Annotated in this window: 10 protein-coding genes; 7 read left to right on the top strand and 3 right to left on the bottom strand. The window is 75.1% G+C overall.

What is annotated here, in order from left to right:
- Window positions 1-91: 91 nt before the first annotated feature.
- A complete protein-coding gene (locus AB0C76_RS05240; RefSeq protein ID WP_359959957.1) occupies window positions 92-1,717 on the bottom strand; it encodes a threonine/serine exporter family protein in 1,626 nt (541 codons plus the stop codon).
- 236 nt (window positions 1,718-1,953) lie between these two features.
- On the opposite strand from AB0C76_RS05240, the gene AB0C76_RS05235 reads away from it, so the two are divergent.
- Window positions 1,954-2,124, top strand: a complete 171-nt coding sequence (locus AB0C76_RS05235) for a hydrophobic protein (RefSeq protein WP_359959954.1) — start codon at window positions 1,954-1,956, stop codon at window positions 2,122-2,124.
- A 144-nt stretch (window positions 2,125-2,268) separates the two neighbouring features.
- Here AB0C76_RS05235 and AB0C76_RS05230 read toward each other — a convergent pair whose 3' ends face one another.
- Entirely contained in the window at window positions 2,269-2,748 is a 480-nt protein-coding gene (locus AB0C76_RS05230) for an ATP-binding protein (RefSeq protein ID WP_359959951.1), read from the bottom strand.
- 117 nt (window positions 2,749-2,865) lie between these two features.
- Window positions 2,866-3,261: an STAS domain-containing protein gene (locus tag AB0C76_RS05225; protein WP_359959948.1), complete on the bottom strand. Its 396-nt coding sequence runs from the start codon at window positions 3,259-3,261 to the stop codon at window positions 2,866-2,868.
- Between the two features lie 526 nt (window positions 3,262-3,787).
- Between AB0C76_RS05225 and AB0C76_RS05220 the strand changes: the two genes are divergently transcribed.
- The 6 genes from AB0C76_RS05220 (at window position 3,788) to eccB (ending at window position 20,182) form a co-directional block, all read left to right on the top strand.
- Window positions 3,788-7,231, top strand: a complete 3,444-nt coding sequence (locus tag AB0C76_RS05220) for a HAMP domain-containing protein (RefSeq protein WP_359959945.1) — start codon at window positions 3,788-3,790, stop codon at window positions 7,229-7,231.
- Between the two features lie 41 nt (window positions 7,232-7,272).
- Window positions 7,273-9,741, top strand: coding sequence for a SpoIIE family protein phosphatase (locus tag AB0C76_RS05215; RefSeq protein ID WP_359959942.1), 2,469 nt, complete (start codon window positions 7,273-7,275; stop codon window positions 9,739-9,741).
- Between the two features lie 323 nt (window positions 9,742-10,064).
- Entirely contained in the window at window positions 10,065-13,052 is a 2,988-nt protein-coding gene (locus AB0C76_RS05210) for a BTAD domain-containing putative transcriptional regulator (protein WP_359959939.1), read from the top strand.
- A 332-nt stretch (window positions 13,053-13,384) separates the two neighbouring features.
- Window positions 13,385-17,368 carry a type VII secretion protein EccCa gene (gene eccCa / locus AB0C76_RS05205; RefSeq protein WP_359959936.1) on the top strand — a complete coding sequence of 1,328 codons (3,984 nt, stop codon included), beginning with the start codon at window positions 13,385-13,387 and terminating at the stop codon, window positions 17,366-17,368.
- Window positions 17,369-17,433: 65 nt separating this feature from the next.
- Window positions 17,434-18,831 carry a type VII secretion integral membrane protein EccD gene (gene eccD, locus AB0C76_RS05200; protein ID WP_359959933.1) on the top strand — a complete coding sequence of 466 codons (1,398 nt, stop codon included), beginning with the start codon at window positions 17,434-17,436 and terminating at the stop codon, window positions 18,829-18,831.
- A 13-nt stretch (window positions 18,832-18,844) separates the two neighbouring features.
- Window positions 18,845-20,182, top strand: coding sequence for a type VII secretion protein EccB (gene eccB, locus AB0C76_RS05195; RefSeq protein ID WP_359959930.1), 1,338 nt, complete (start codon window positions 18,845-18,847; stop codon window positions 20,180-20,182).

The following is a 20,182-nucleotide window of genomic DNA, read 5'->3' as shown; positions in this document are numbered from 1 at the left end:
GTCCCACTCGTCTAACCCCGTTCCGCGTGTTCATGCCGGCCGACGTGCGGCCACTGCGCCCGCCTCCCTGCTCTCCTCCTCGGCCTCCTCCTCAGCGGCGGTGCCGGCCGGCGCTCCGCCGGGCGGCCGGGGCGAACCGGCCGGCTCCGGGCACCGGCAGGGAGAGCCGGGCCACCTCACGGCCCAGGTTCACGCCGATGGCGAGGGCCATCGCCATGGCCGCGGCGTGGCCGATGCCGCGCACTCCAGCCTCGGGTTCGCCCCGGACGAAGGCGATCAGTCCGAAGTACAGGACCGACCCGGGCAGCAACGGCCCCAGGGCGGCGGTGACGAACGGCAGCGCGGAGGTCCCCCGGTACCTGGCCATGAGCCGGCCGGACAGGCCCACCAGCACCGCGGCGAGGCCGGTGGCCATGACGGGCTCCCCGCCGGCGTGCACCAGCACGCCGTAGGTCGCCCAGCCCGCGCCGCTGTTCAGCACGACGCCCGGCAGCGCGCCCGGCTCGGTGTTGAGCAGCACCGCGAACGACAGCGCGAGCAGGAGCGCCGCGGCCAGCTGGAGCGGCGGGTTCGACGAGGACGGCACGCTCTGGGCCGCCAGGTCGGCACCGTTGTTGACGCCGACGTACAGGACGCTCATCACCCCGACGACCACGCCCGCCACCAGGTACAGCGCTTCCAGCAGCCGTGCGGCGGCGGTGAGGTAGAAGCCCGCGAGGCCGTCCTGCACCGCCGCGACCATGGGCCAGCCGGGCAGGAACGCGTACAGCCCTCCGGTGACCACCACCGAGCCGCGCAGGTGCAGCTGGTTGAAGGACAGCAGGATGCCGACGGCCGCCGCCGGTGTCGCGGCCGAGGCGACCCGGTAGAACTCCGGCAGGTCGTGGCGCCCGACCAGGGCCGCGAGCCGGTCGCCCGTCACGGCCGCGACGACGGCGCTGACGAACACCAGCCAGGCCCTGGCGTCGGCCCGGCCGCCGACCAGCAGTGTCGCGGTGCCGGCCAGCAGGCCCGAGGACAGGACGAGGAGCCAGGCGGGGTAGCGGCGGCAGTCCCGGTGCACGGCCCGCAGCCGGCGGTGGGCGGCGTCGACGCCGAGTCCGCCGGCGGTGATGTCGGTGACCAGCCGGAAGAGCGCCGCGAGCCGGGCGCAGTCCCCGGTGGGGTGGCGCACCGACCGCTCGGCCGTCACCGGCGGCTCGCCGGGGCCCGGCTGGTGCGAGATCGCGACCCGGGTGAAGGTGACCTGGGGGTCGCAGGGGCGGACCCGGTACGTCCAGGCGACGGCGAACATGGCCGCCTCGACGTCCTCCGCGGCCTCGCCGCAGGCCAGCATCAGCTCCCCCACCAGCAGCGCGAGGTCCAGGGCGGCCGCCACCACGGCGGGCTCCGGCCCGTCCGCGCGGACGCCGTCGCGGTCGCCGCCGCAGTCGCCGACCAGCGGACGGGCCGTGGTCGGGGTGCGCAGCAGTGGCAGCATCCGGTCGGGCCAGGGCACCACGCCGCAGGGGTCCGTGCCGCCGTTCTCCGCCCCGGCGGGGCCGGTGTCCGGCCCGAGCGCCGCCGGTGTTGCGGCGGGATCCGCCTCCGGGACGCCGCCGTACCGGCCCTGGGCCGGTACGCGCCCCTTCCCCGTTCCTGCGCTGTGTTCCCGGTCTTCCCGGCCGGCCGGGCCTTCCGCCCCGGCCGGCGTACCGGACTGCTCGTGTTCCGGCATGGTCGCTCCCTGCACCACCCCCACGTGACTACGATCCGCCATCGTCTGATTACCCGGAGCGATCACTTCGTGAACGCCACACCCGGAGTGCGGGCCGACCGTTCGCGCCCGGCATTCGTGCAACCGCCCGTTCCGTCCGGACCCCATCCCGCCCCACTCGGCGGGATCGCGGACATACCTCCGCGATTCCGGGGCACAAGGGCCGGCACACCGCCTACTGACGAGGAGGTCGAACCATGGTCCCGCTCCTGCTGGTCCTTCTGCTCGCCCTGATCCTGTTCGGCGCCGGATTCGCGCTGAAGGTGCTCTGGTGGGCAGCCGTCTTCGTGCTGATCGTGTGGCTGCTCGGATTCATCGCGCGGGGCACGTCGGCGGCCGGCGGCCGGAGCCGCTGGTACCGGTGGTAGCGACTCTGACGACCAGTCGGCCGCACCGGCCGCTCAGCGCTGCGGGGCCGCCCTGATCGGGCGGCCCCGCAGCGTGTTCGCGTGCGCGCCGTGTTCGTGTGCGCGTCGAAGGGGGTTGCCAGGGCATGCCGGCGGAAGGCCGGACTACCCGGCCGGGAGCCGCGCGGCGTCGAACTCGGCCCAGATCGTCTTGCCGAGGGTGTGCGGTAGGGCGCCCCAGCGGTCGGCGACGCGCCGCACGATGAACAGACCGTGGCCACCGGGCTGCGCGGGGTGGTGGGGTTCGCGCGGGGCGGGCAGGTCGGTGCCGCGGTCGCTGACTTCGATCCGCAGCCGGGCCGGGGTCAGGTCGAGGACGAGCTCCAGCGGGCCTCCGCCGTGCAGCACGGCGTTGCCGACGAGTTCGGCGACCACCAGGACGACGTCCTCGACGGCCGAAGCACCGGTCCCCGGCCCACGGGAGAGCGCGCACCACTCGCCGAGCGCCTGAACCGTGTGGGCCCTGGCCGGGGCGACGGGCTTGGGGAGCCCGGCGAGGTGCAACCGCCTCCGCTGCCCGCCGGCGGGCAGGACCGGCCCCGCCCGGAGCGGGCCACCCTCCAGCGCTCCCCGGCTCATCGACATGTGCGGGCACCCTTCGGATCGACGACGCTTTCGCGGCTCGGTTTCCCGGCGGCTGCCGGATCATGCGTTCCCGACCCGTCCGGCCCCCAGGAGGAGGCGTCCCCGACGCCGCGTCACTCAGGTGGCCAGAGCAGCCTCGACCGAGTCGTGGACGGAGAACACGGTGCGCGCGCCGGTGAGTTCGAGCACGCGCATGACGGTCGGCGCGACCGCTGCCAGCCGCAGGTCCAGCCCTTCCCGCTCGGCCGCGAGGCGGGTCCTGAGCAGGAGGTTCAGCCCGGAGGAGTCACAGAACGCGATGTCGCGCAAATCGACGACCACGGCGGTCGGCCGCCGCGCGACGAGTTCGGCGAGGGCCCCGGAGGCCGGGGCCAGCGTCTCGACGTCGAGGTCTCCGGCGAGCGCGCACACCACCGCGCCGGTCTCCGTGACCCGACTGCGCACCTCCAGGCCGGGCCTGGGCGCGGCGGCCACCTGGCCGGTGACCGCCCGGTCGTTGTCGGACGGCGTCATCGTCGTTCCCCTCCTTGTCCGTGGCCTCCGACCATGCGAAGGCGGGGCCCCGCGGCCGGACGACGGGTCGAACCGCCGGCTCCCCGAATCGATTTCAGCCGCCGCCGAGTCCGCCGCGAAGCTGCCGCGGCGTGCGGCTCGGCGGCCCGGGGACACGCAACGGGCACAGCCCGCGGCGGGCGCCGGTCCGGGACAGCGTCAGGTCCTCACGGAAACGCACCGGGGTGGGCGTGGGCATCCGAGTCCTCTCGCGTGACGGCACGACTGCGGCCCAGGTACCCCGGATCGGGCGGTCAATGCGGCCGTCCGGCGTGAAGATTCCGTGCAGACCACGCCCGTGCAGGATGCGGCGCGAAACCGCTCCCGCCCAGGTGACAGCCGTTTCCCGGTCGTGCCGGCACTGAGGTAGCCTCCGTGGCGGTACCCACCGCCCCCTGGAGCAGCGACCGGCGCCGCCCGGCCCGCCCCGGTGGTGCGCACGACCGGAGGCGGGCCCCGGCCCGGCGTTCTACGGAGGCGACGTTCGATGGCTGGCCCCACCACGTCCAACGGCTCGCGAAACGGGCCGGATGCCGCACTGGTGAACGAGCCCGAGCTCCGGCAACTGCTCGCGGGCCTCACCGCCGTCCGGGACGGCGACTTCAGCACCAAGCTGCCCGGTGACGCGCACGGGCTACTGGGCGAGATCGCCTCGGTGTTCAACGGGATGGTCGACCAGCTGTCGCACTTCACCTCCGAGGTCACCCGGGTGGCGCGGGAGGTCGGCACCGACGGCCGGCTCGGCGGCCAGGCGCAGGTGCCGGGGGTGTCGGGCACCTGGGCGGACCTGACCGACTCCGTCAACGCGATGGCCGGCAACCTCACCTGGCAGGTGCGAGGCATCGCGCAGGTGACCACGGCGGTGGCCCGCGGGGACCTCACCCAGAAGATCGAGGTCGACGCCCGGGGCGAGATCCTGGAGCTGAAGAACACCGTCAACACGATGGTCGACCAACTGTCCTCCTTCGCGGGGGAGGTGACGCGCGTGGCCCGCGAAGTCGGCACCGACGGCCGGCTCGGCGGCCAGGCCCGTGTCGAGGGCGTCTCGGGCACCTGGCGCGACCTCACCGACTCGGTGAACTCGATGGCGGGCAACCTCACCGGCCAGGTCCGCGCGATCGCGCAGGTGGCGACGGCGGTCGCCGAGGGCGACCTGTCGCAGAAGATCACCGTCACCGCCCGGGGCGAGATCCTGGAGTTGAAGGAGACCATCAACACGATGGTCGACCAGCTCTCCTCGTTCGCCGACGAGGTGACGCGCGTGGCCCGCGAAGTCGGCACCGAGGGGCGACTGGGCGGACAGGCCAAGGTCGGCGGCGTCTCCGGCACGTGGAAGCGCCTCACCGAGAACGTCAACGAGCTGGCGGGCAACCTCACCCGGCAGGTCCGCGCGATCGCCGAGGTCACCAGCGCCGTCGCGGCGGGCGACCTCACCCGCTCGATCACGGTGGACGCCTCCGGCGAGGTCGCCGACCTCAAGGACAACGTCAACTTCATGGTGGAGTCCCTGCGCCAGACCACCCGCGCCAACGAGGAGCAGGACTGGCTCAAGACCAACCTCGCCCGCTTCTCCGCCCTGATGCAGGGCCGCCGCGACCTCGGCGTGGTCGCCGAGTCCGTCATGGACGAACTCGCCCCGCTGGTCGACGCGCAGTGCGGCGCCTTCTACCTCGCCGAGGACGGCCCCGAGGGCACGACGCTCCAGCTCGTCGGCTCCTACGCGTTCCCCGACGGCGAGCGCCCCACCCGCTTCCGCCTCGGCGAGTCCTTCGTCGGACAGGCCGCGCGCAGCCGCCGGACCATCGCCGTGGACGCCCTCCCGCCCGGGTACCTGACGGTCTCCTCCGGTCTCGGCCGCAGCGAGGCGCTGTCCCTGGTGGTGCTGCCGATCGTCGTCGAGGAGCAGGTCCTCGGCGTGATCGAACTTGCCTCCGTGCAGCCGTTCACCCAGGTCCACCGGGACTTCCTGGACCAGCTCATGGAGACGATCGGCGTCAACGTCAACGCCATCATGGCCAACGCCAGGACCGACGAGCTGCTCGGCGAGTCCCAGCGGCTCACCGCCGAACTCCAGGCTCGCTCGGCGGAGTTGCAGGCCCGCCAGGAGGAACTCCAGTTCTCCAACGCCGAACTGGGCGACAAGGCCGAGCTCCTGGCCGCACAGAACCGCGACATCGAGACGAAGAACCTGGAGATCGAGCAGGCCCGCCAGGAGCTTGAGGAGCGCGCCCACCAGCTGTCCCTCGCCTCGAAGTACAAGTCGGAGTTCCTGGCCAACATGAGCCACGAGCTGCGCACCCCGCTCAACAGCCTGCTGATCCTCGCCCAGCTGCTCGCCCAGAACCCCACCCGGAACCTGACCGCCAAGCAGGTCGAGTACGCCGGCATCATCCACTCCGCCGGCTCCGACCTGCTCCAGCTCATCAACGACATCCTCGACCTGTCCAAGATCGAGGCCGGGAAGATGGACCTGAGCGTCGACGCGGTGCCGCTGCACTCGCTGCTCGACTACGTGGAGGCCACCTTCCGCCCGATGACCGGGCAGAAGAACCTCGCCTTCGCCGTGCGGACGGCGCCCGGCGTGCCCGGCGGGCTGCGCACCGACGACTACCGGCTGCGCCAGGTGCTGCGCAACCTGCTGTCCAACGCCGTCAAGTTCACCGAACACGGCCGGGTCGAGCTGCGCATCGAGCCGGCCGCCGAGGCCGAACTGCCCGACGGCGTCCGGCGCGGCGGCCCGGTGCTCGCGTTCCGCGTCACCGACACCGGCATCGGCATCGCGCCCCAGCACCTGGAGACCGTCTTCGGCGCCTTCCAGCAGGCCGACGGCACCACCAGCCGCAAGTACGGCGGCACCGGCCTCGGACTGTCCATCAGCCGCGAGATCGCCTACCTGCTCGGCGGCGCGATCACCGTCGAGAGCACCCTGGGCCGGGGCACCGTCTTCACCCTCTACCTCCCCGTCGAGCACTCCGAGTGCGCCGGTGCCGAACCCGCGGCAGCGTCCGGGACAGCGAGCGGCTTCGTGCCGGGGCCGTCCGCGGAGAAGGACCACGACGCCGCCGACCACGCCCACCCGGGGCGGCCGCGGCGCCTCCTCGTGGTGGAGGGCCGCCCCAACGGCCTGCTGACCCTGGTCGCGGAGAACGCCGTCGCCGACCTGGCCCGCTACTCCGCCGGGCACCGGCAGGTCGAGATCGTCACCGCCGTCGGGGCCCAGGAGGCGGCGAGCGCCCTCGCCACCGCACCGTGCCACTGCGTCGTCCTGGAGCTGGACCTGCCGGACGGGACGGCCTCCACCCTCCTCGCCGAGCTGGAGGGCGACCCGGCCCTGCACACCGTTCCGGTGCTGACGCACAACAACCGGGGCGTCACCGCCGAGCACGCCGACGCCGTCCGGCGGCAGGGCGACCGGCCGCTGGAGCTCATCTCGAGCCTCGACGAGCTGCGCGAGCGCATCGCCCTGCACATGAGCGCCGACCGCCCCGGCGGCGCCCTGCCGTCGAAGCGCGGTCAGGAGCGGGTGGCCCCCTGGAGTCCCGGCGGCCAGGCCGCGCTCTCCGGCCGGACCGCGCTCGTCGTCGACGACGACGACCGCAACCTGTACGCGATCACCAGCATCCTGGAACTGCACGGCATGCGGGTGCTCCAGGCCGAGAACGGCCGCGCCGCGTTGGAGTCCCTCACGGCCCACCCCGGGATCGACGTCATCCTGATGGACGTGATGATGCCCGAGATGGACGGGTACACGGCCACTGCGGCGATCCGCGCGATGCCCGAGCACGAGGGCCTGCCGATCATCGCCGTGACCGCCAAGGCCATGATCGGCGACCGCGAGAAGAGCCTGGCGGCGGGCGCGAGCGACTACATCACCAAGCCGGTCGACGCGGACGAGGTGATCAGCCGCATCACCCACCACCTGACGCAGTAGACGCCCACCGGAGCAGCGGTCCAGACCCCAGGAGCCACCACGTGCAGCAGCCCCACGAACCCCTCACCGCCGGCCGCGCCCCGGCGGCCGAGCCGGGGGCCGGCGCCCAGATCGGGGCGCAGCGCGGCGCGTCCGGCGGCGACAGCGGCGCGGGCACCCCGCCGGAGCAGGAGCCCCACCGCACGGTGACGGCGGTGGGACTGCTCGCGAGCACGGTGGAGCGGCTGCGCGAGGAGCTGGACCGGGCACAGGCCGGTTCGGCGGGGCGGGCCGTGGTCGAGATGGCCGTCGGCGTGCTGGTGGAGCGTCTGCGCTGTGCCCCCACCGAGGCGGCCCGGCAGCTGGAGGGCCTCGCCGAGCAGGCGGGGGTGACGACGCTGGCGCTGGCCGCCGACCTGGTCAACCAGGCCGCGGCGGACCGGATCTCGGCACTGGCCAGGGACTTCGTCGCCGGGGCTGCGGCGCCGAGCGCGGATCCGGTGGCGCTGCGGAGCACGGAGGCGGACACGATCGCGGGCGGCGACGCGGCGACGGCGGCGCGCTCGATGCTGGAGCACGCCCTGCGTCCGCTCGGTGTGGCCGCCGTGGCCGTGTGGGCGGCCCACCCGGACCTGTCGCTGTCCCTCGCGGGCAGCGCCGGTTTCCCGCAGGAGGAGGCCCGGCGCTGGCGCCACGTCCCGCCGGGCGTGCCGACGCCGGCCCGCCGGGCGCTGGACGAGCGCTCGGCCGTCGGTTACCACACGCTCGCCGACGCCTCGCTCCCCTCGATCGGCCAGCACGAGATCCGCGGTGGGCGGCTGGCCGTGCCGGCCGGCCTCGGCGGCCGGCTGATCGGCGTGCTGGAGATCTGCTGGCGCGAGGCGTTGCCCCGGCAGTCCCAGCCGCTCCAGCGGCAGTTCGAGGCGCTCGCCGAGGTGGCCGCCGCCACGCTGGAGTCCTGGGACGGACAGGAGTTCCCGGCCGCCGATCCCGCCGACGCGCGGTTCGACGAGCTGCGCCAGCTGACGGACGGCCTCCTCGACCCCTGCCTCGTGCTGCGCCTCGCGCCGGACGACGAGTTGCCGCCGCGGTTCGTCGTCCGGCACGTCAACCCGGCCTTCGTCGACTTCGCCGGCCGCCCCAACGGCGCCATCGTCGGCACCCGCTTCCTGGAGGCGTACCCGCTGGCCGCCGAGCCGGGCGGCCTGGCCGAGAAGATCGAGCACGTCTTCGCCACCGGTGAACCCTTCCGCACCCAGGACATGCGTCTGGCCGCCCTCGTCGACGGAGTGCCGCTGGCCACCCGCGCCCAGGTGAGCATCAGCCGGCACGGCACCCACCTGGTGGTCGTCTGGCGGCTGGACGACGGCACCCCGCGGGTCGCCCGGCTGCTCCAGCACGCCCAGCGCCTGGGCCGGATCGGCGGCTTCGAGGAGAACCTGCGCACCCGTCAGATCGCCTGGAGCGACACCCTGTTCGAGCTGCACGGCCTGGCACCCGGCGCGCCGCCGATCGCCCTCGACCAGCTGGCGGAGCACGCCCACCCCGATGACCGGCACACCATCGGCCGGTTCCTGCGCACCCTCCTGCACCACCGGAGGCCCGCGTCCACCGCCTTCCGCCTCCAGCGCCCCGACGGCGTCACCCGGCACATCCGGGTCGTCGCCGAGCCGGTGCGCGATCCCGGCAGCGGGCTGCGCACCGTCCGCGGTGCCTACCAGGACATCTCCGCCCAGCACTGGACGGAGGTCGCCCTCGCCGCCACCCGGGACCAGCTCGCCCAGAGCGAACAGCAGGCCGCCGAGCGCAGCCGTCTCGCCCTCCAGCTCCAGCACGCCATCATGCCTCCCGCCCGCGGCCCCCTGGACCTGCACGACCTGCGCGTCGCCGTCCGCTACCGGCCCGCCGAGAAGGACCACCTGGTCGGCGGCGACTGGTACGACGCCCTCGCGCTGCCGACCGGCGACGTCCTGCTGTGCGTCGGCGACGTCGCCGGGCACGGCATCGAGGCCGCCACCGGCATGGTCGCGCTGCGCAACGCCCTGCGCGGCCTGGCCGCCACCGGGGCGGGGCCGGCCCAACTCCTGAGCTGGCTCAACAGCGTGACGCACCACCTCACCGACAACGTCACCGCCACCGCGGTCTGCGGCCTCTACGAACCCGCCATCCGCCGCCTGCGCTGGGCCCGCGCGGGCCACCCCCCGCCCGTCCTGCTGCGGGAGGGCCGGGCACGGACCCTCCCGCAGGTCGGCGGCATCCTGCTCGGCGCCCTCGACCAGGCCGACTACGAGGAGGACGAGTTCGTCCTCCGGGCCGGCGACACCCTGGTGATGTACACCGACGGCCTGATCGAGCGCCGCGACGAGTCCCTCCAGGCATCCCTGGCCAACCTCACCGCCCTCGCCGAACGCGCCCACCGCGAGTCGCTGACGAGCCCGGACGGCCTCGAAGGCCACCTGGACCACCTGCTGCAGTACAGCAGTGCCGACACGGACGACGACACCTGCCTGGTCGGCGTGGCGGTCCGTTAGGGCGCGGGGTCGGCGACGATCCCCAAAACCTTGGTCAAATCTTCGGCGGAGTGGAACCGTCTGCTTTTCCGACCGCCCATTCCCGCCCCGACCGGAGCTCGTTTCGCCAGGACAGCGACCGGGCAGCCGTCGATCGTGGACGAACGCTGACGCTGCGTCAAGGGTCACGATCGCCGGGATGCGGTGCCATGACAAGGATGTGCTAGTAATACGAATAATGACGCCCCTCGGGGAGGCGGGGAACCCGGGACCACACATCGGACATGGCGGCCTCGGGCCCTCACCGGGACGCCTGGGCGTCACGCACGAGGGGACCGCAGTCCATGATCCATCCCGTCCGGTTCTTCCTGCTGGGCACGATGCGGGCACAGTACGGGGACGAGGGGCTACCGGTCGGATCGCCGCTGCAGCAGGCGATGCTGGCCGCACTGTTGTTGCGCGACGGCCGGGCGGCCGGCGCCGGGGAACTCATCGAGGCGCTGTGGGGCGACGAGGCGCCGGCCAGCGCGTCCGCCATGTTGCGCACCTACGCCTGGCGGTGGCGCAAGGTCCTGGAGCACGACAGCGACGCCCCGGTGATCCTCACCTCGGTGGGCGACGGCTACCGCACCGTCGTGCCGACCGGGGCCGTGGACGCGCTGCACATGGAGAAGCTGGCCGCCGCCGCGATCGGCGCGGCGCGCGGCGGCGAGGAGCCCGCGCAGGTGCGGCGGCTGTTCGCGGAGGCGCTGGAGCTGTGGGGCGGCGAGCCGCTCACCGGGGTGCCCGGACCGTTCGCCGAACAGCAGCGCACCCGCCTCGGCGAGCTGCGGACCAGCCTGCTGGAGGAGCGCTGCGGCCTGGACCTGGAGCTGGGCGACACCGCCCTCGCCATCCCGGTGCTGCGCGGCCTCACCGCCGAACACCCGCTGCGCGAGCGGCCGTACGCGCTCCTGATGCGGGCGCTCTACCAGAGCGGCTGCCAGGCCGACGCGCTGGCGCTCTTCGACCGGGCCCGCCGGCTGCTCGCCGCGGAGCTGGGCGTCGACCCGGGCCCGGAGCTGCGCGAGATCCACCAGCGGATCCTGCGCAACGACCCCGCCCTCCTCGGCACGGCCGCCACGCGTCCGGCACCGGCCGTGCAGCCCGGCCCGGTGCCGGCCCAACTCCCGGCCGACACCGCCGACTTCACCGGCCGGGAGGCCGAACTGGAGGCGCTGCACAGCGCGCTCGCCGCGGCCGTGCGCGAACCGGCCGGGGACACCGCGCTGCCCATCGCGGCGGTCTCCGGGATGGGCGGGGTGGGCAAGACGGCGCTGGCCCTGCGGGTCGCGCACCGGCTGCGCGCCGACTTCCCCGACGGCCAGCTGTACGCGGACCTGCGCGGCGACCAGGACGCACCGGCCGACCCGAACGTGCTGCTGGCCAGCTTCCTGACCGCCCTCGGCATCGCACCGGGCGCCGTCCCGGAGGCGCTGGAGGACCGGGCCCGGCTCTTCCGCTCGCTGCTGGACGTCCGCCGGGTGCTGGTCGTGCTCGACAACGCCCGGGACGCCGCCCAGGTCCGCCCGCTGCTGCCCGGCTCGGCCCGCTGCGCCGTCCTGGTGACCGGCCGCGCCCGGCTGTTCGGCCTGGCCACCGCCGTCCAGGTCGACCTGGACGTGTTCAGCGTCGCCGAGGCGCGCAGGCTACTGGCCCGCACGGCCGGCGCCGAGCGGGTCGCCGCCGACCCGGCGGCCGTCGGCGAGCTGATCCGCCACTGCGGGCGGCTCCCGCTGGCGGTGCGGATCGTGGCGGCCCGGCTGGCCTCGCGCCCGGCCTGGACGGTGGCCCGGCTGGCCGACCGGCTGGCCGCCGAGCAGGACCGGATGGCCGAGCTGCGTCTGGGCGACCTGGCCGTGGCGGGCGCCTTCGAGTGGGGCTACCGCCAGTTGACGGCGGAGCAGGCCGACGCGTTCCGGGTGGTCGCCACGGTGTGCCGGCCGGACATCGGCGTGCAGGCCGCGGCGGCCGTCCTCGGGACCGGGCCGCGCCGTGCCGAGGACCTGCTGGAGTCGCTGGTCGACGCCGGCATGCTCACCGCCCCGCGGCCCGGCCGCTACCGCTACCACGACCTGCTGCGCGTCTACGCCCTCCAGATCACCGGCCCCGACGGCGCCGAGGAGCAGGCCACGGCCCGGCGCCACCACCTGCACTTCCTGCTGGCGAACGCCACGGCCGCCTTCCAGCAGCTGGTGCCCGGCGATCCGATCGGCACCGCGCTCACCCCCGCGCTCACCCCGGGCCCCGCCTTCGAGGACGCCCAGGCGGCGGCCGACTGGGTGGCCGAGGAGTTCGAGGCGGCCATCACCACCGTCCTCGCGACGGCCGACCGGGCGGCACCGGTCGAGGACGTCCGGGCCGCCGCTGACCTGCTCGTCGCGCTCAGCCCGTTCGACGCCGACCCGCGCTACGAGCGCCTCACCGGCGCGGCGGCGGCCGTCGCGCAGGCGGCCGACGCACTCGGCGACCAGCGCTCGCTGGGCCGCGCCGAGTTCATCCGCGGCAACCTCGCCGTCCAGGCGGCCCGGCTGGACGAGGCCGCCGAGCACAGCCGCCGCGCGGCCGACGCCTGCCGGGCCGGCGGCGACGTCGTGGTGCTGCAGCAGGCGCTGAACGACCTCGGCGTGCTCGCCCAGTTCCAGCACCGCTACCAGGAGGCGGTACGCCTCTACGACGAGGCGAACTCACTCGCCCGCGCGCTCGGCCACCGCGCCGGGCAGACCGCGACCGCGCTCAACTCCGCGCTCGCCCAGGTGCGCGACGGCCGGCCCGCCGAGGCCGCCGCCGCCTGCCGCCGGCTGCTGCCGGGCCTGACCGACGCGGAGGAGTGGACGGGCCTGTCCTACGCCCTCTACGTGCTCGGCCTGGCCTCGCACGAGCTCGGCGAGCACCAGCAGGCCGTCACCGCGCTGGAGGAGTGCCTGCGCATCTGCCGGGCCGCCGGGATCCCGCTGCGCGAGGCACAGGCCCGCTACCGCCTGGCCGACACGCTGCGCCTGCTGGACCGTCACGAGGAAGCCCTCGACCAGGCGCTGCGGGCGCTGGCCGACTGCCGGGAGCTCGCCGCCGAGCGGGACCGCGGCCACGCCCTGGTGATCGTCGCGAGGACGCTCGACGGCCTCGGCCGCACCGAGGAGGCCCTCGACCGGCTGCGCGAGGCGGAGGAGCTGTTCGACGGGCTCGGACTGCCCGACGCCGAGGACGTGCGGCAGGTGCTGGCCCGGCTGGACGGCTCGGCCGACGCACCCGACTCACCCGCGAAGACCGGTTACGTCGTGGGCGTCGCGTAGCCCGCCGGAGCCGGAACGGCGACCCCGGCGGGCAGTGACCCGCCGGGGTCAGGACCCGGTGTTGTTCCAGACCTTCATGTCGCCGGCCCTCCTCGCTGCTCCCGAGCGCACCTTCGTGCGCACGGGTTCCCCTCGCAGTGGCCGCGTGCACGGCACCGCTTGCGGCCACAGCCTCCCAGCCCCCGATATCCGCCCGATATCCGGCGCTATTCGCCGCACCGCGGCCCTCTGCCGAGGCGGCTCCGGGCCGCGTAGACCGCGCGCGTATCCCACGGTGATCGACCGGGGGCAAGCTCGTTCCTCCGCGGAGAAGAGGAAACGGAGTACGGGATTTGAGCACGGTCCTCGTCAAGCGCCCGCCCCGCGCCGACGGCCCCCCGCTCCCCGAGGGGCAGATCGAACTGGCCGAGCCCCCGGTGCTGGGCGAGCCCGCCACCCCCGACCTCGGCTCCGCACTGATGTACCTGCCGATGGGCCTGGGCGCCGGCGCGATGGTGCTGATGTTCTCCATGCGCGGCGGCGGTGCGTCGACGTACATGATGTCCGGGATGATGGGCGTCGCGATGGTCAGCATGACGCTGACCCAGATCGGCCGCCCGGGCGCCGAGCGCCGGCGCCGGATGCGCGCCGAACGCCGCGACTACCTCCGCTACCTGGCGCAGAAGCGCGTCCAGGCCCGGCAGGCCGCCGCCGAGCAGCGCGCCGCCCTGCTCTGGGACCACCCGGACCCGTCGCAGCTGTGGGCGCTGGCCCGGGGCACCCGGCTGTGGGAGCGGCGCCCCGGGCACGAGGACTTCGCGCGGGTGCGGATCGGGCTGGGCGCGCGCCGCGCCGCCCTGGAGTTCCTGCCGCCGCGCACCAAGCCGGTCGAGGACCTGGAACCGCTGTGCGCGGTGTCGCTGCGCCGCTTCACGCACGCCCACCAGAGCGTCCCCGGTCTGCCCGTCCCGGTGGGTCTGCGCCGTTTCAGCAGCGTCGAGTTCGCCGGCAGGGCCGAGGACGCGCTGGGCCTCGCGCGGGCGATCGTCGGTCAGCTGGCGGTGCTGCACTCCCCCGACGAGCTGCGGGTGGTGTTCCTCGGCGACGAGGGCGCCCGCGCCCAGTGGGACTGGCTGAAGTGGCTGCCGCACAACGCCCACCCCGGCGAGGAGGACGCCGCCGGTCCGGCGCGCCTGGCCGCCGAGGACCCCGAGACCCTGCTGGACCTGCTCGGCCAGGAGGTCCGCGACCGCCCCGAGCACGACCCGGCGGCCTCGCCCAGCATCGCGGAGCCGTTCGTCGTGGTCGTCGCCCAGGGCGTGCGGATCCCCGCCAACTCCCGCCTGTCCGGCGGCGGCCTGCGCAACGTCGTGCTGCTCGACGTCACCGGCACCATGCCCGGCGGCCCCAAGGTGCTGCGGCTGACCGTGCACGACGGCAAGGTCGAGTTCGCCTCCGGCGAGGACACCGACTCGGCCGACGCCGACGCGCTCAGCGCCACCGCCGCCGAGGCACTGGCCCGCTCGCTGGCGCCGATGCGCACGAGCGGCAGCGTGGACCTGGCCGACCGGCCGCTCGAATCGGACCTCGACCTCGTCACCCTGCTCGGCCTGCGGGACCCGCACACCTTCGACGTCGCCGCCAAGTGGCGCCCCCGGCAGGTGCAGTCCGCCCGCCTGACCGTGCCGCTCGGCGTCACCGACGACGGCGAGGTCGTGGAGCTGGACCTCAAGGAGTCCGCGCAGGGCGGCATGGGCCCGCACGGCCTGCTGATCGGCGCGACCGGCTCCGGCAAGAGCGAGCTGCTGCGCACCCTCGTGATGGGCCTGGCCGCCACCCACTCCTCCGAGGTGCTCAACCTCGTCCTGGTCGACTTCAAGGGCGGCGCGACCTTCCTGCACATGGACCGCCTGCCGCACACCTCCGCGGTCATCACCAACCTGGCCGACGAGATCCACCTCGTCGACCGCATGCGCGACTCCATCAACGGCGAGATGATCCGCCGCCAGGAGCTGCTGCGCGAGGCCGGGTACTCCTCGCTCTTCGACTACGAGAAGGCGCGGGCCGCCGGCGCCGGTCTCGCCCCGCTGCCCTCGCTGCTGATCGTGGTCGACGAGTTCTCCGAACTGCTCGCCAGCAAGCCCGAGTTCGTGGACCTCTTCGTCTCCATCGGCCGGCTCGGGCGCAGCCTCGGCGTGCACCTGCTGCTCGCCTCGCAGCGCCTCGACGAGAGCCGCATCCACAAGGTGGAGGGCCACCTCTCCTACCGGATCGCCCTGCGGACCTTCTCCGCGATGGAGTCGCGCAGCGTGATCGGCGTCTCCAGCGCCTACGAGCTGCCGTCCTCGCCGGGCAACGGCTACCTGAAGATCGACACCACCAACCTGGTGCGGTTCAAGGCCGCCTACGTCTCCGGCCCGGCGCCCGAGCCGCTCGCCGCCGACGAGCAGCCCGCCCAGGAGGCCGGCGCGTCCGGCGTGCTGACCGACTTCGGCCTGGAGCGGCAGGGCGCGTTGCGTTCCGAGAACGCCGACGACTCGCTGGCCGCGCTCGCCCCGTCCGGGCGCCCCGAGCCGGCCGCCGCCGCGCCCGACGAACAGGCGAACGCCGAGAGCCTCCTGGAGGTGCTGGTCGGCCGACTGGAGGAGACCGGGCCGCCGGCCCGGCAGGTCTGGCTGCCGCCGCTGGCCGCCTCCCCCAGCCTGGACGAGCTGCTGCCCGGCATCGTGCCGGACCCGGTCCGCGGCATGAGCGCCGCCGGCCACCCGTCGCTCGGCACGCTGCGCGTCCCGCTCGGCGTCGTCGACCGCCCCTACGAGCAGCTGCGCGAGCTGCTGGTCGCCGACCTGTCCGGGGCCGACGGCCACGTCGGGCTCGCCGGCGCCCCGCAGACCGGCAAGTCGACCATGCTGCGCACCCTCATCCTGTCGCTGGCACTCACCCACACCCCGGGCGAGATCCAGTTCTACTGCCTCGACTTCGGCGGCGGCGGCCTCGTCTCCACCGCCGGCCTGCCGCACGTCGGCTCGGTCGCCACCCGCCTGGAGCGCGACCGGGTGCTGCGCACGGTGGAGGAGCTGACACAGCTGCTGGAGCGCCGCGAACGCGAGTTCACCTCGCGCGGCCTGGAGTCGATGGCCGCCTACCGCGCGCTGCGGGCGGCCGGCGAGATCGACGACCCGTACGGCGACGTCTTCCTCGTGGTGGACGGCTGGTCGACGCTGCGCCAGGACTTCGAGGACCTGGAGGCCAGGGTCATCGACCTGGCCGCCCGCGGGCTGTCCTTCGGCCTGCACCTGCTGGCCTCCGCGGTGCGCTGGTCCGAGCTGCGGCCGCGTCTGCGCGACCTGCTCGGCACCAAGTTCGAACTGCGCCTCGGCGACGCGCTGGAGTCCGAGGTCGGCTCGCGGATCGCAGGCGCCGTCCCGCACCAGCCCGGCCGCGGCCTGACCGCCGGCGGGCACCACTTCCTGTCCGCGCTGCCGCGCCTGGACAGCTCCGGCGGGACCGCCGACCTCACCCCGGCCACCAAGGCGGCCGTCGCCGAGATCGACGCCTTCTGGACCGGCTCCCCCGCCCCCGGCGTACGCCTGCTGCCCACCCGGCTGCCGGCCGACCAACTGCCGCCCTCCGAGGGCGACCTGCGGCTCTGCCTCGGCTGGGACGAGCAGCGCCTGGAGCCCACCTGGCACGACTTCTCGACCAGCCCGCACCTCATGGTGTTCGGCGACGGCGAGACCGGCAAGACCAACGCGCTGCGCCTGGCGGTCCGCGCGATCACCTCGCGCTTCAGCACCGACGAGGCCCGGATCGTCGTCGCCGACCCCGAGCGCGGCCTGCTCTCCTCCGTCCCCGAGGAGTACCGGGCGGGCTACGTCGTCGACCGCGACTCGCTCGCCCAGCTCGCCGCGAACGCCGCCCACTCGGTGGGCAAGCGGGTGCCGGGACCGGACATCACCCCGGAGCAACTGGCGCAGCGCGACTGGTGGGAGGGCCCGCGGCTGTTCGTCGTCGTCGACGACTACGACCTCCTCGCGGGGGCGCCCGGCGCACCCACCCCGCTGGCGCCGCTCGTCCCACTGCTCGCGCAGGGGCAGCACATCGGGATGCACGTGGTCATCGCCCGCAGCACCTCGGGGGCGATGCGGTCGATGACCGACCCCGTCCTGCGGCGGATGTGGGAGCTCGGCAACCCGGCGCTGCTCTTCTCCTACCCCAAGGAGGAGGGCAAGTTCCTCGGCGAGGCCAAGCCGCGCACGCTGCCCGCCGGGCGCGCCCAGCTCGTCACCCGCCGGGCGGTGCGCCTCGTCCAGACCGGGCTGGTGACGCCCGCGTGACCACCGTCCTCCCGCCCGGCACCCCGTCCGCCGTCCCGTCCGCCCCTTCGCCGTCCAGGAGCAGCATGTCGACCCCCGCGCCCGCCGGTGCCCCGCCGGTCACCGAGGTGTGCCGGCTGACCGTCGTCCACACCGACGGCCGCTTCGACGTGTCCGTCCCCGTCTCCACCCCCGTCTCGGCCCTGCTCCCCGTGCTCCTCGGGCGGCTGACGCTGAGCCCGCAGGAGCGCGGCACCGTGCAGGTGCTCCAGCGGCTCGGCGAGGACCCCCTCGACCCCGACGGCACCCCCGAGAGCCTCGGGCTGAAGCACGGCGACGTGCTCCACCTGCGGCCCGCCGAGGCGGCGCTGCCCGCGCTGCACTTCGACGACGTCGCCGACGGCGTGGCCCAGGTGATCGGCGGCCGGACGGACCGCTGGCAGCCGGTGGCCACCGTCCGTCTCGCGCTGGCGGCCGGGGCCCTGCTGCTGGCCGTCCTCGTCGCCGCCCTGCTGAGCGGCGGCCCCGGACCGCTCACCGCCGCCACCACCGGCGTGAGCGCCGCCGCGCTGCTGGCGGCCGCCTGCCTGGTGGGCACCCGGCCCGGCGCGCGGCGCGGCACCGTGCTGACCGCCGCCGTCGGCGCCATGGCCCTGGCCGCCCTCGCCGGGCTCACCCTCCGCGGCGGGCCGGGCCACGCGTTCCTGCTCGGCCCGGCCGGGGTCCTCACGGGCGCCCTCGCCACGGCCGTCGTCTGCGCCGTCCTGCTGATCGTCCGTCCGCTGCCGTTCCTGCTGCCGGGCACCGCGCTGCTCACCGCGGTCGCGGCGGCGGCCGGTGCGGGCCTGGTCCACGTCGCGCACTGGGACGCCGCGCAGGCCCTCGCGGTGGTCGCGGTGGCCCTGTTCGTGCTCGGGCAGCTCGGCCCCCGGCTGGCGCTGCGGCTGGCCGGGGTGCGGGTGCCCGCCCTGCCGCACGACGCCGAGGAGCTCCAGCAGGACATCACCCCCGAACCCCAGGCCCGCCTGGAGCGCGCCGCCGGGGCGGCCAACGACTACCTGGACGCGCTGGCGCTGGCCTCGGCGGTGCTGTACGCGGTGGCCTTCTGGTTCCTGGTGCGCGAGCCCGGCTGGATCAACTGGGCACTGCCGCTGGTCCTCGCCGGCGCGGTGCTGCTGCGCTCGCGCGGGCTCACCGGCGTCCTGCAGCGGGTCTCCGCCGTGCTCGCCGGCACGCTCGGCCTGGCGCTGCTCCTGCTGGCGCACGCCGCCTCGCACGGCACCGCCGCCCGGATCCTGGTGCCCGCCGTGCTGCTCGCCGCGGCCGTCCTCCTGCTGGTCCGCGCTCCCCGGCTGACGGACCGGCTGCTGCCGATCTGGGGGCACGCCGGGGACATCCTCGAGACGGCCACCGTGATCGCCCTGCTGCCGCTGGTCCTCCAGGCCCTGCACGTCTACAGCGCGCTGCGCGTGCTGGCGAGCTGAGCGGGGGCCGGGCATGCAGACACGACGCGACCACCTCCAGGCCTACCGCTTCGCCATGGCCCGCCTGGCCACCGCCCTCGTCCGGGGCGACGTCGGCCGCGGCGAGGGACCGACCGGGCGGGCCACGCTCGCCACCGTGCTCGGCGCCGGCGTCGTGGTGCTGCTCTGCGTCGGCTTCGCCGTCTACGGGCTCATCGCGCCGGTGGCGGACACCCGCTGGCGCAACCCCGGGTCGATCATCGTGGAGCAGCAGACCGGCAACCGGTACCTGCTCCTCGACGGACAGCTCCGGCCGGTGCGCAACTACGCCTCCGCCCTCCTGCTCGGCGGCAGGAGCAACGCCGTCCACACCGTCTCCGGCGCCGAGCTCGGCACCACTCCGCACGGCGCCCCCGTCGGCATCCCCGGCGCCCCCGACTCGCTGCCCGCGCCCGCGGGCCTGCTGCCCGGGCCCTGGACCTGGTGCCTGCGGCCCGACCTCGTCAACGGCCAGCTGCTCGACCTCGCCCCGGACGGCCAGACCGCCGCGTTCCCCGAGGACCGGCAGGTGCTGCTCGCCGCCCCCGACGGCTCGCACTGGCTGCTGTGGCGCGGCGTCCGCTACCCCGTGCCCTCCGACGCCGCGCTCATCGCGCTCGGCCTGGACGGCGACCGCCCGGTGCCCGCCCCGCAGAACTGGCTCGGCGCGCTGCCCACCGGCGCCCCGCTCGCCGCGGCCGTCCCGGACGCCGGGAAGCCGGCCGGCCGGGTCGCCGGGCACGAGGTCACCGTCGGCCAGCTCTTCCGCACGGCCACCGGCGGCGTCCAGCACTCCTACGTGATGACCGACGCCGGCGTCGCCCCGGCCAGCGCCACCGCGGCGGCCCTGCTGGCCGCCCGCCCCGGCGCCCCGGCCGTCCTGACCGTCGGCGCCACCGACATCGCCGCCGCCCCCGTCTCCCCCGACCAGTCGCTGCTCACCGCGCTGCCCGACGTCCTCGGCGCCCCCGGCCTGGACGCCGGGGCCCAGACCGCGTGCCTGCGCCAGCGCGCGGACGGCACCAGGCTGACCAGCCAGCTGGTCGTCGAGAGCGGCCAGGCCGCCACCGGCACCCGGACCGTGCTCGTCCCGCCGACCCGCGGCATGCTCGCCGTCGACCTGGAGCAGCTCGCCCGCCAGAACGGCAACGCCCAGACGTTCCTGGTGACCGATCAGGGCATCGCCTACCCGCTCGGCGACAGCCGCGCCGGCACGGCTCTCGGCATCACCGGCGCGCCCGCCACCGCGCTGCCGGAGGACCTCCTCAAGCTCCTCGGCCACGGCCCGACCCTCACCGCCCGGGCCGCCGCCGACACCGTGCAGGGAGGCTAG

The organism is Kitasatospora sp. NPDC048722, assembly GCF_040650235.1.
Classification (GTDB): Bacteria; Actinomycetota; Actinomycetes; order Streptomycetales; family Streptomycetaceae; genus Kitasatospora.
This window is presented reverse-complemented; position numbering and strand designations above follow the sequence as displayed.